Origin of the sequence: Streptosporangium sp. DT93 (assembly GCF_049844535.1) — a bacterium.
GTDB lineage: Bacteria > Actinomycetota > Actinomycetes > Streptosporangiales > Streptosporangiaceae > Streptosporangium.
In genome coordinates, this window is record NZ_JBNCLF010000002.1 from 160,248 (window position 1) to 171,912 (window position 11,665).

At 74.5% G+C, this 11,665-nt stretch carries 9 protein-coding genes; 6 read left to right on the plus strand and 3 right to left on the minus strand.

The features are described from left to right. Positions 1-108: 108 nt before the first annotated feature. Together ACLQ2R_RS06025 and ACLQ2R_RS06030 are read right to left on the minus strand one after the other, a co-directional pair. Complete coding sequence (locus ACLQ2R_RS06025; protein WP_425958308.1) at positions 109-1,644, minus strand: aldehyde dehydrogenase family protein; 1,536 nt, start codon at positions 1,642-1,644, stop codon at positions 109-111. 233 nt (positions 1,645-1,877) lie between these two features. Continuing rightward, positions 1,878-2,309 carry a cupin domain-containing protein gene (locus ACLQ2R_RS06030; RefSeq protein ID WP_425958309.1) on the minus strand — a complete coding sequence of 144 codons (432 nt, stop codon included), beginning with the start codon at positions 2,307-2,309 and terminating at the stop codon, positions 1,878-1,880. Positions 2,310-2,491: 182 nt separating this feature from the next. Here ACLQ2R_RS06030 and ACLQ2R_RS06035 point away from each other — a divergent pair, with 182 nt between their 5' ends. The 5 genes from ACLQ2R_RS06035 to ACLQ2R_RS06055 all read left to right on the plus strand — a co-directional run bounded on the left by ACLQ2R_RS06035 (position 2,492) and on the right by ACLQ2R_RS06055 (position 10,545). Beyond that, a complete protein-coding gene (locus ACLQ2R_RS06035) occupies positions 2,492-4,024 on the plus strand; it encodes an SWIM zinc finger family protein (protein WP_425958310.1) in 1,533 nt (510 codons plus the stop codon). Next, positions 4,021-5,457: a DUF5691 domain-containing protein gene (locus ACLQ2R_RS06040; protein WP_425958311.1), complete on the plus strand. Its 1,437-nt coding sequence runs from the start codon at positions 4,021-4,023 to the stop codon at positions 5,455-5,457. Before ACLQ2R_RS06035 ends, ACLQ2R_RS06040 begins: the two co-directional genes overlap by 4 nt. Next, complete coding sequence (locus ACLQ2R_RS06045) at positions 5,454-6,521, plus strand: ATP-binding protein (protein ID WP_425958312.1); 1,068 nt, start codon at positions 5,454-5,456, stop codon at positions 6,519-6,521. The genes ACLQ2R_RS06040 and ACLQ2R_RS06045 overlap by 4 nt, the downstream gene beginning before the upstream one ends. A 72-nt stretch (positions 6,522-6,593) precedes the next feature. Beyond that, complete coding sequence (locus tag ACLQ2R_RS06050) at positions 6,594-9,398, plus strand: DUF5682 family protein (protein WP_425958313.1); 2,805 nt, start codon at positions 6,594-6,596, stop codon at positions 9,396-9,398. Continuing rightward, complete coding sequence (locus tag ACLQ2R_RS06055) at positions 9,391-10,545, plus strand: VWA domain-containing protein (RefSeq protein ID WP_425958314.1); 1,155 nt, start codon at positions 9,391-9,393, stop codon at positions 10,543-10,545. Before ACLQ2R_RS06050 ends, ACLQ2R_RS06055 begins: the two co-directional genes overlap by 8 nt. 290 nt (positions 10,546-10,835) lie before the next feature. On the opposite strand, the gene ACLQ2R_RS06060 is transcribed toward ACLQ2R_RS06055, so the two are convergent. Beyond that, positions 10,836-11,012 (minus strand): hypothetical protein, encoded by a 177-nt coding sequence (locus ACLQ2R_RS06060; protein WP_425958315.1) that lies wholly within the window; start codon positions 11,010-11,012, stop codon positions 10,836-10,838. Positions 11,013-11,038: 26 nt separating this feature from the next. Between ACLQ2R_RS06060 and ACLQ2R_RS06065 the strand changes: the two genes are divergently transcribed. Next, positions 11,039-11,557 (plus strand): CGNR zinc finger domain-containing protein, encoded by a 519-nt coding sequence (locus tag ACLQ2R_RS06065; protein ID WP_425958316.1) that lies wholly within the window; start codon positions 11,039-11,041, stop codon positions 11,555-11,557. The last annotated feature ends 108 nt before the right edge of the window (positions 11,558-11,665 follow it).

Below are 11,665 nucleotides of genomic sequence, written 5' to 3' on the forward strand. Positions count from 1 at the left end.
GGTCATCTGGAGGGCGTGCCGAGCCTGCCGGGCGTGGCGCCGCCAGGGGCGGGCCCCGGAAGCGGCGCCGGGAGGACGCAGGGAGGACGCAAGGAGGGCGCCGGGGACTCAGAGGCGGAAGTCCAGGTCCGGGACGATCTCCGCGACGTCCATCTGGGCCTTCTGCAACCTTCCGGAGTGGTCCCAGTTCATCGACTGCCACCGGGTGAACTGGTCGAGGACCCACATCCCCGACTGGCGGCTGCCGTTGCCGGACCGGCCGTTGCCGCCGAACGGCAGGTGGGCCTCCGCGCCGGACGTGGAGTTGTTGACGCTGACCATGCCCGCGCCGATCCCCTCGCGGAACCGGAAGACCGAGGCCGGATCGGTGGTGTAGATGGAGCAGGAGAGCCCGTAGCCGGGGAGGTTGGCCAGGTCGAGGGCCTCCTCCAGGGTGGCGAAGGAGGTCACGCCGACGATGGGGCCGAAGGTCTCCTCCAGGAAGAGCCGGTCGTCGGCGCGGACGCCGTCGACGACCACCGGGTGGTAGTAGAGACCGCCCGCCCCGGTGAAGTCGCCGCGCGGGCTCTCGGCGGTGATCCGGCCGACGGGTCCTGAGACGACCGTGTGGTGGGGCCGGATCCAGCCCAGGTACTCCTCGTAGCGCTCGGCGAACCTGCGCTCCAGCAGCGGCCCGCACAACACCTCGCCGGAGGGGTCGCCGATCGCCGCGGCGGCCACGGCGCGGGCGTAGCGGCGCAGGAACTCGTCGTGGACGCTCTCGTGCACGATCACCGTGCCGAGCGAGGTGCAGCGCTGCCCCGCGGTGCCGAAGCCCGCGAACAGCGCGCCCTCCACCGCCAGGTCCAGGTCGGCGTCCGGCATGACCACCATCGGGTTCTTGCCGCCCAGCTCCAGGCAGGGGGACTGCAGGTGGCGTCCGCACAGCTCGCCGACGGCGCGGCCCACCTCGGTGGAGCCGGTGAACCCGACCTTGTGCACCGTGCCCTCGGCCAGCGCCGCCTCCAGGCCCTCGAACGTCGTGGCGCCGTCGGCGAGGACCAGGTTCAGCACGCCGTCCGGCAGCCCGGCCGCCGCGAACAGCCGGTAGAGCGCGTGCGCCGAGGCCGCCGCGTACTCGGCGGGCTTCCACACCACGGCGTTGCCGCAGAGCAGCGCGGGGACGATGTACCACGACGGCACCGCGACCGGGAAGTTGCCGGCGGTTATCACCGCGGCCACCCCCACCGGGACACGGAAGGTGAACAGGTTCTTGTCCGGCATCTCCGAGGGGACCGTCTGGCCGTACAGCCTCCGGCCCTCGCCGAGGAAGAAGTCGCAGGTGTCGACGATCTCGCGGACCTCGCCCAGCGCCTCGGCGTACGGCTTGCCGATCTCGCGGGTGACCAGGCGGGCGAGGTCGGCGGCGTTGGCCTCCACCAGGCGCCCGATGGAGGCGATCACCCGTCCCCGGACCGGCGCGGGGACCCGCGCCCACTCCCGCTGCGCGGCGGCGGCCGTACGGCACGCGGCCGAGAACGTGCCGGAGTCCGCCAGCCGGACCCGGGCGACCACCTCGTCCAGGTGAGCCGGGTCGACCGACTCGTAGGTCGTGCCGTTGGACGCTTCTTTTCCGCCGATGACGGAGACGATCTCGCTGGTCACCTTCGACCTCCCGGTATGGACGTGTAACCGCATTCTCCCCGCGCGGGGAGAGGCCGTCACATCGGTCGCGGAGCGAGAGGTCGCGGGCCGGGAGGTCACCGGGCAGGAGGCCGCCGGGCAGGAGGTCTCGGGGTGCAAGGTCGCCGGGTGGGAGGTCGCGGGACGGGAGGCCGCCGGGTGGGAGGTCGCGGGGCGGGAGGCCGCCGGGCGGGAGGTCGTGGGGCGGGGGCGCGTCAGATCATGCGGAAGTCGGCGAAGTCGAAACCGGGGGAGACCACACAGCTCACCAGCACGCCCTCGTCGCCCGCCGGGCGGGCCGCCTGCCAGGTGCCTCCCGGCACCAGGACCTGCGGGGCCTGGCCCTCCTCCACCAGGGGGCCCAGGGTCACGGTGGTGGCGGGCACCCCCTCGTGACCGCCGAGGACGAGCGTCAGCGGGCCGCCCCGGTGCCAGAACCAGATCTCGTCGGAACGGACCACGTGCGGCCGCGACTCCTCCCCAGGCTGGAGCAGGAAGTAGATGCCGGTGGCGGTGGCCCGCGCCCCGTCGTACCCGGGCGGGGTGAGCTCGGCTGAGGTCCGCCAGGTCTCGCGGAACCAGCCGCCCTCGGGGTGCGGCAGCAGGTCGAGGGCCTCGGCGAGCGGAGGCCGGGAAGTCGTCGTCACCGTACGGATTCTAGGCACGGTGGCCCCCGCCCCCTCGTGATCGGAGCATGGCCGGTTTTCCCGTGTTCCGACGGGGTCGTGAACCGGCGGGGACCGTGACCGGCGTCGTACCTGGCCGGACGGGTGGTGGGCCTCGTGGAGATCGATGTGGTTTTGTCGGCCATGTTGGCTAGGTTCGCTGCGTGATCGAACGGTGGAACCGGGATCAGGTGCTGGCGCTCGCGCCTGACGCCCCCTCCCAGAAGGCAGCCCACGGAGTCTCCTCTCCCGCCAAGTGGTCGGCGACGGGGGTGAGTGCCGACGCGCTGTGGGGCGAGTGCAAGGGCAGCGGCTCCAAGCCCTACCGGGCGTGCGTCGACCTGTCCGAGCCCGCCTACAAGTGCACCTGTCCGAGCAGGAAGTTCCCCTGCAAGCACGCCCTGGGGCTGCTGCTGCTCTGGTCGGCCGACGCCGTCCCCGCCGTCGGCGAGCCCGCCGACTGGGTGGGCGAGTGGCTCGAGGGGCGGCGCGGGCGGGCGGCCAAGGCGGCCGAGACCGGCGCGGCCCGAGCGGCCAGGGCCGCCGAGCCGGGTCCCGCCGACGGCCGCCGGGCCGAGCAGCGCGAGCAGCGCGTCGCCACCGGCCTGGCCGACCTGGAGCGCTGGCTCGCCGACCAGATCAAGCAGGGCATCGCCGGATCCGGCCGCGACCACTGGGACGCCCTGACCAAGCGCCTGGTCGACGCCCAGGCCCCCGGGGTCGCCGGTTCGCTCTCCCGGCTGGGCAAGCTCCTGGACATCGACGACTGGCCGGCCCGCCTCCTCGGCGAGTACGCGCTGCTGCACCTGCTCTGCGTGGCCCACCGCCGCCTCTCGGCGTCCTCAGCGTCCCCCGGGTCCCCCGGGTCCCCCGGGTCCCCCGCCGACGGTGCCGGTGACGTCGGGGCGGACGCAGGGGACGCGGTGCCCGACGGGCTCCTGCAGCGGGTGCGCGACCGGGTCGGTTTCTCCATGACCAAGGAGGAGGTGATCGCCCGTGGCGTCGTCCGCGACCGGTGGGACGTGCTGGGGCGGCGCGACGAGGAGCACGACAGACTGACCGCGCGCAGGGTGTGGCTCCGCGGCCGTGAGACCGGCAGGGCCGCGCTGGTGCTCTCCTTCGCCCCCGCCGGGCAGGCCCTGGACGCCTCCCTCGTCACCGGCACGGTCGTCGACGCCGACCTGGCGTTCTATCCCGGCTCGGCCCCGCTGCGCGCCGTGGTCGCCGCCCGCCACGAGACGATCCGCCCGGGCGCCGGCTCCGATCCGGCCCGTTCCCGTCCTGGCGGGTCCGACGCGGCCGGGTCCGGTCCTGGCGGGTCCGACGCGGCCGGGTCCGGAGTGGCCGGGCTCGAAACGGCCGGACGGGCGCCGGCCCGGCGTGAGGACGTGGGCGCGGGCCCGCCGCCCGGCACGACCGTGGAAGCGGCCCTCGACGAGATCGCCGAGGCGCTGGCCGGCGACCCCTGGCTGGACTCCTGGCCCGTGCTGCTGGAGGGGGTGGTCCCCGCCGGGAGCGGCCTGCGATCGCTGGCCGGCCCCTCCGGCGGGCTGCCCCTCCACCCGTACGCGGGTACCCCCTGGCGGCTGGCCGCCGTCTCCGGCGGTCACCCGGTGACCGTCGCCGCCGAATGGACACCCGGGGGGCTGCGCCCCCTGACGACCTGGGACGAGGAAGGCAGGGTGATCGTCCTGTGAACGCCGCCGCCGAATGGGAGGAACTCCTCTCCACCGCGCTCGTCGGGACCGACCGGCGCCCCGTCCCCGGCCACGCCGCGGGCGAGGTCGAGCTGCTCGAACGCGCGGCCGTGCACACGCTGCGGACGCGCGCGGGACGGCGGCCGGTCACAGGGCTGGAGCCGCCGGCCGTGGCGGCGCCCGAGGAGCAGCCCGTGATCCCGTCCGCCGCCGCCGACCGGTTCGCCGGCCTGGTGGAGGGCAAACGGCCGAAACTGCTCGACGAGTGGCTGGAGGCCGCCGCGGGACACGGCTACCGGCTCTCCCCGCACCTGCTGCCCCGGCTCCTCGACCACGCGGCCAGGGACAGGTCGATCCGCCCGCACGTCGGTGTCCTGGCCGGGAGCCGGGGGCGCTGGCTGGCCGGTCTCAACCCGTCGTGGAGCTTCCTGTTGGAGGAGGTCACCGCCGCGGCCGTGACCGGTTTCGACGGGGGCGAGGTCTGGGAGCTGGGCAGCTCCGGCGACCGCCGCGCCTATCTCTCCGCGCGGCGGGCGGCGGACCCGGCCGGGGCCAGGGAACTGCTCGCGGCGACCTGGGAGAAGGAGACGCCCGCCGACCGGGAGACCTTCGTCAAGGTCCTCGCCGACGGCCTGTCCGACGACGACGAGCCCTTCCTGGAGGCCGCGCTGGACGACCGCCGCCGCGAGGTCCGCAACGAGGCCGCCTACCTGCTCAGCAGGCTGCCGGACTCGCGCCTCGGGCAGCGGATGGCCGAACGGGTGGCGCGCCACCTGACCGTCAAGGGCGGGAGGATCCTCGGGGCCGGGAAGATCCTCGTCACCCCGCCCGAGGCCTGCGACGCCGCGATGGAACGCGACGGCATCCGGGCGAAGGCCCCGCGCGGCACCGGCGAGAAGAGCTGGTGGCTCCAGCAGCTGGTGGCCCGCACCCCGCTGGCCGTCTGGACCCGCCTGTTCGGGAGCTCGCCCCGCGACATCGTCCGCATGAAGGTCGTCGACTGGCGCCGGGAGGTCGCGGCCGGATGGGTCAGGGCCGCCGTCGTGCAGGGCGACCCGGTGTGGGCCCGCGAGCTGTTCCTCGACGACCCGCTCGCCGACCTGCTCGCGGTGCTGCCCCCGGCGGAGCGCGAGACCATGGCGGTGGACTTCGTCCGGCACCACGCCGACCGGCACGGACGGCTGGTCGACCGCCTGGTCGGCGTTCCCGCCCCCTGGGGGCCCGACCTGACACTCGCCGTACTGGAGCACATCATCAAGCTCTCCTCCGGCAACCAGTCCTGGTACGTCGGCGAGGTGGCCAGACTCGCCGGTGAGCGCGTCGATCCCGCCCTGCACGAGACGGCCCGGCGCTTCTCCCCCGAAACCCCCATCCAGGAGGTCGCCGCCCTCCTGCGTTTCCGTGACGACATGTTGAAGGAGTTGCAGCAGTGACAACGGTTCTGCGGGCCCACGCCGAAGACCAGTACGCCGAGGAGCTGGCGATCCTGGCCAAGAGCGACGACCGGACCCGCCCGCCGGGCTGGAAGCTGTCCCCCTGGGCGGTGACCACCTACATCCTCGGTGACGGTGACCAGATCACCCCGAAGTACATCGGGCCGCGGCGCATCGTCGAGGTGGCGGTGGCGACGCTCGCCACCGACCGCGCGCTGCTGCTGCTCGGCGTGCCCGGCACCGCCAAGACCTGGCTGTCGGAGCACCTGGCCGCCGCGATCAGCGGTGACTCCACCCTGCTGGTGCAGGGCACGGCGGGCACCGCCGAGGAGGCCGTCCGCTACGGCTGGAACTACGCCCGGCTGCTGGCCGAGGGGCCGTCCATGGAGGCGCTCACCCACAGCCCGGTGATGCGGGCGATGGCCGAGGGACGGCTCGCCCGCGTGGAGGAGCTGACCCGCATGCCCTCCGACGTGCAGGACGCGCTGATCACCGTGCTGTCGGAGAAGACGCTGCCGATCCCCGAGCTCAACCGGGAGGTGCAGGCCACCCGCGGGTTCAACGTGATCGCGACCGCCAACGACCGCGACCGGGGCGTCAACGAGCTGTCGAGCGCGCTGCGCCGCCGGTTCAACACCGTCGTGCTGCCGGTGCCCGCCACCGCCGAGGAGGAGGTGGACATCGTCTCCCGCCGGGTGGGCCAGCTCGGCCGCTCCCTGGAGCTGCCCGAGACCCTCACCGGCCTGGAGGAGATCCGCCGCGTGGTCACGGTCTTCAGGGAGCTGCGCACCGGCGTCACCGAGGACGGCCGTACCAAGGTCAAGTCACCCAGCGGCACGCTCAGCACCGCCGAGGCGATCTCCGTCCTCACCAACGGCATCGCCCTGGCGGCGCACTTCGGCGACGGCGTGCTGCGCCCCTCCGACGTGGCCGCGGGCATCGTCGGCGCCGTGATCCAGGACCCGGTCTCCGACCGCGTCGTGTGGCGCGAGTACCTCGAGACCGTGGTGCGCGAGCGCCGCGACTGGCGCGACTTCTACCGGGCCTGCCGTGACGCGGGCTGAGGCGGCGGCCCCCTGGCGGGGCGCCCCGCGGCCGCTCGCGGGACCCGTCCCTCCGCCGGAGGGGTGGCGCCGATGAGCGTCTCCGTGCTGGGAATCCGGCACCACGGGCCGGGTTCGGCGCGCTCCCTGCGCGACGAGCTGGAGCGGCTGGCGCCGGACATCGTGCTCATCGAGGGCCCGCCGGAGGCGGACGAGCTGGTCGAGCTGGCACGCGACCCCGATCTCCGGCCGCCGGTCGCGCTGCTCGCCCACGTGCCGGGCGAGCCGTCCAAGGCCGCGTTCTGGCCGTTCGCGGTGTTCTCCCCCGAGTGGCAGGCGATCCGTCACGCGCTCGGGGCGGGCGTCCCGGTCCGGTTCTGCGACCTTCCCGCCGCGCACGGCCTCGCCTCCCGGCCCGGTACGGCCGAGGGTCCCGGCCCGCGCGGGACCGGGCCCGGTCGTCCGGGCGACCGGGCGGAGGCGGACACCGGGCCCGAGCGTCCGGACGAGGGTACGGACGCGGACGGCGACGGGACCGAGGACGGAACGACGGGAGACGGGAAGCAGGCCGGGGACACCGGGGACACCGAAGAAACCGGAAATGCCGGGGACGCCGGGGACGCGGTGCCCGGGGAGGACGCGGAGGTCGCCCCGGAGGTGGTGCGGGTCGACCCGATCGGCGCCCTGGCCCGCGCCGCCGGCTACGACGACCCCGAACGCTGGTGGGAGGACGCGGTCGAGCACCGTGGCGACACCCCGTTCCACATGATCGCGGAAGCCATGGAGGCCGTCCGCGACGGTCACACCGCCGACGAGTACGAGGCGCGGCGCGAGGCGTTCATGCGGCGCACGATCCGCAAGGCGGTCAGGGACGGGTTCCAGCGGATCGCCGTGGTCTGCGGCGCGTGGCACGTCCCCGCCCTGTCGGGAACCTCCCGCGAGGGGGCGCCGTGGGGGGCCGGGCTGCCCACCGCGAAGGCCGACGACGCGCTGCTCAAGGGACTGCCCAAGGTCAAGACCGAGGTGACCTGGGTGCCGTGGACGTACGGGCGGCTGGCCGCCTGGAGCGGGTACGGCGCGGGCGTGACCTCCCCGGGCTGGTACCACCACCTGTTCACCTCCCCGGACCGCCCGGTCGAGCGCTGGCTGACCGGTGCGGCCGGGGTGCTGCGGGAGGAGGACCTGCCGGTCTCCTCCGCCCACGTCATCGAGGGCGTACGGCTCGCCGAGAGCCTGGCCGTGCTCAGGGGACGGCCGCTCGCCGGGCTGGCCGAGGTGACCGAGGCGGTCAGGGCGGTGCTCTGCGAGGGCGACGACCTGCCGGTGGAGCTGATCCAGCGGCGCATGGTCGTGGGAGAGCGGCTCGGCCAGGTGCCCGACAGCACCCCGATGGTCCCCCTGCAACGCCACCTGCGCGAGGAGCAGCGCAGGGTGCGCCTCAAGCCCGAGGCGCTCGACCGCGAGTACGATCTCGACCTGCGCAAGCCCCTCGACCTGGAGCGCAGCAGGCTGCTGCACCGCCTGCGCCTGCTGGGCGTCGGGTGGGGCACCCCGCAGCACAGCCGCAGCAAGGGCACCTTCCGTGAGTCGTGGTCGCTGGCCTGGCGGCCCGAGTTCGACATCGACCTGATCGAGGCGAGTGCCTGGGGCACGACCGTCCCGGCGGCGGCCGCCGCCCGGGTCCGCGACCTCGCCGACGGGGGAACGACCCCGGGCACGGACGGCGCGGGAACGGGTGGCGCGAGACCGGGAGGGACGGGACCGGGAGGAACCGGCGGACGGACGTCCGGCGGGGTCACCCTGGCCACCCTCACCGGCCTGGTGGAGCGCTGCCTGCTCGCCGACCTGCCCGAGGCGCTGCCGCACGTCCTCGACGCGCTGTCGGAGCGGGCGGCGCTGGACGGCGACGTCACGCACCTGATGGCCGCGCTCCCGGCGATGGTCCGCGCCCAGCGCTACGGTGACGTGCGCGGCACCCCCGCCACCGGCCTGACGGTCATCGTCGAGGCCATGCTCACCCGGATCTGCGTCGGCGTCGGCGGTGCCGTCACCGGTCTCGACGACGACGCGGCCCGGGACCTGATCGGCCACATCGACGCCGTGCACGCCGCCGTCGCCCTGATCGAGGAGGACCCGGCGGGCTCCACGGGCACCGCGGCCTCGACGGGTACCTCGGGGACGGGTTCCCCGGGGGCGACGGACCCCTCGGACTCTTCCGGCTCGACAGGGCCGACAGGGCCGACAGGGCCGGCGGGACCGGCGGGCGCGGACGGTGCCTCGGACTCGGGAGGCTCGACGGGCCCGGATTCCGCGGGCTCCGGCTCCGCGGGCTCCGATTCCGCGGGCTCCGGCTCCGCGGGCCCCGATTCCGCGGGCTCCGGGGAGCGCGACGCCGGGACGGAGGAGGCGCCGAGGGGCCGGTGGCTGGCGGCGCTGCGCACCGCCTCGGGCCGCGCCGACCTGCACGGGCTCATCGAGGGACGGCTCACCAGGATCCTGCTGGACGCCGGCGACCTCGACACGACCGACGTGGACCGGCGCATGTCGCGGGCCATGTCGGCCGGGCACCCCCCGGCCAGGGCGGCCGCCTGGATCGAGGGCTTCCTGTCGGGCGGAGGGCTGCTGCTGGTCCACGACCCGCGGCTGCTCGGGCTGGTCGACGCCTGGCTCACCGGGCTCGCCCCGGAGACCTTCGTCGACGTCCTGCCGCTGCTCCGCAGGACGTTCGGCGCGTTCGCCGCCCCGGAGCGGCGCTCGATCGGTTCGCGTGTCCGCTCGCTGGACACGGGCGTCGCCGACCGGGGACCGGAGGCGGAGGACCTCGACGAGGAGCGCGCGGCACCGGCCGTGCGGACCGTACTGGCGATCCTGGGAAGGACGGGACGGACCGATGGATGAGAGGCTCCGCCGCTGGCGGATGGTCCTGGGCGGCGACGCCGACGGCACCGGCTGCTCGCTGACCGGGACCGACGCCCAGATGGACGGCGCCCTGGCCGCCCTGTACAACGGCGGCGGCGAGGGGACGGGCGAGCGGAGCGGAGGTCTGGGCGCCTCGGCGCCCAGGGTGGCGCGCTGGCTGGGCGACATCCGTTCCTACTTCCCCTCGACCGTCGTCCAGGTCATGCAGAAGGACGCGGTCGAGCGGCTGAACCTGACCCGGCTGCTGATGGAGCCGGAGATGCTCGAGGCGGTCGAGCCGGACGTCCACATGGTCGGCACGCTGCTGTCGCTCAACCGGGTGATGCCGGAGAAGGCGCGCGAGTCGGCCAGGGCACTGGTCCGCAAGGTCGTCACCGAGCTGGAGCGGCGGCTCGTGCAGAAGACGAAGGCGGCCGTGACCGGGGCGCTGGACCGCTCGGCCCGCACCCACCGGCCCAAGCGGGTCTCCGACATCGACTGGGACCGTACGATCCGCGTCAACCTGAAGAACTACCTGCCCGACCGCAACACCGTGATCCCCTCCAGGCTCGTCGGGTACGGCAGGCGGCAGCGGGCGGTCCAGCGCGAGGTCGTGCTCTGCATCGACCAGAGCGGGTCGATGGCCGCCTCCGTCGTCTACTCCAGCGTCTTCGGCGCGGTGCTCGCCTCGATGAGCTCGCTGAGGATGTCGCTGGTCGTCTTCGACACGGCGGTGGTCGACCTCACCGACCAGCTCCACGACCCGGTGGAGCTGCTGTTCGGCACCCAGCTCGGCGGCGGCACCGACATCAACCGGGCCATCGCCTACAGCCAGGGCCTCATCACCCGCCCCACTGAATCGATCTTCATTCTGATCAGCGACCTGTACGAGGGCGGGGTGCGCGAGGAGATGCTGCGCAGGGTCGCCCAGATGACCGCGGCCGGGGTGCAGGTGATCGTGCTGCTCGCCCTCTCGGACGAGGGGGCGCCCTTCTACGACCGTGACAACGCCGCGGCGCTGGCCGCCCTGGGGGTTCCGGCGTTCGCCTGCACGCCGGACGCGTTCCCCGACCTGATGGCCGCGGCGATCGAGCGGCGCGACGTCGGCCAGTGGGCCGAGCGCGCGCTGGGCCGCAGCGCGGGGTGATCGCGCGCCGGTGAGCGTGCCCGGCCCGGTCCCGGCCTCCGGGTTCCGGCTCCGTGGTCCCGTCCGGGACTCGGGCCCGGTCCCGGGCTCCCGATCGCGAACGGCACCGGGTGCCAGGCCGGGAACGGGGTCAGGTCCCGGTCGGGAAACAGGAACCGGCCCCAGCCCCGGGACGAGGACAACGAACGGCACGGGGATCCGGTCCGGGAAAGGGGCCGGGACACCACTGGGACCCGGTTCGGAACAGGGCCGGGGCGGGCGGGGCGCGGTGAACGATCAGGTGTGAGGGTTCAGGCGGCGTCGGCGCCGATGACCCGTCCGGCCAGCACGATCAGCCAGCGGCCGCACTCGCACCGCGCGTAGCTGACCGTTCCCTCCGAGGTGTAGTGGGCGGACGCCGGGACGGCCGTGGCCCGTCCGCACGAGGGGCAGGCGGGCCGATGTCCGGCCGAGATCTCATCTGTCATGCCTCCCAGCGTGATGTAATCATTCAATGCATTTCAACCCTTACGGTGGCGCGGCGGCGGAGCTCGCCGCCGCGCTGGTGAACATGGGGCCCGGCGCGCCGCCCGAGGCGATCGAGGAGATGTTGCGGGCGCACGACTACCGGCCTCTCGGCGTCGTGGAGCCCGGCCACGCGGCGGAGCTGCTGCGCTGGGCGGAGCGGCTGCGGCCGGTGTTCACCGACGACGACCTGGACCGGCGGGTGGACGCGGTCAACGACCTGCTGGCCCTCACCGCCAGCCGCCCCTTCGTCTCCCGGCACGACGGCCGGGCGCCCCACCTGCACTTCGCGCACGTGGGAGATCCCATCGTGGACCGGCTCAGGGCCTACACCGCCGCCGGGCTCGCCCACGTGATCTGCCAGGACCACACCCGGCTGGGGGTGTGCGGGCGGCCCGGGTGCGGCATGGTCTACGTCGACACCTCCCGCAACGGCAGGCGCCGGTTCTGCGCCCTCCGCTGCGCCAACCGGGTGTACGTCGCCGGTCACCGCAGCCGTCAGGCGTAACCGACGGGCCGGACGGGCCGTGACGCCACGCGTCCGGCACCCCTGCCGGAACGGGCGGGACCCCGCTCCCGGCCTCGCCGTCCCGGGTGACGGCCGAGGCCCCCTTGC

Bases quoted from the DNA above. Each gene is read 5' to 3' on its own strand.
- ACLQ2R_RS06050 (WP_425958313.1), top strand. From the start codon at position 6,594: ATGAGCGTCTCCGTGCTGGGAATCCGGCACCACGGGCCGGGTTCGGCG.
- ACLQ2R_RS06055 (WP_425958314.1), top strand. From the start codon at position 9,391: ATGGATGAGAGGCTCCGCCGCTGGCGGATGGTCCTGGGCGGCGACGCC.
- ACLQ2R_RS06060 (WP_425958315.1), bottom strand. From the start codon at position 11,012: ATGACAGATGAGATCTCGGCCGGACATCGGCCCGCCTGCCCCTCGTGC.
- ACLQ2R_RS06065 (WP_425958316.1), top strand. From the start codon at position 11,039: ATGCATTTCAACCCTTACGGTGGCGCGGCGGCGGAGCTCGCCGCCGCG.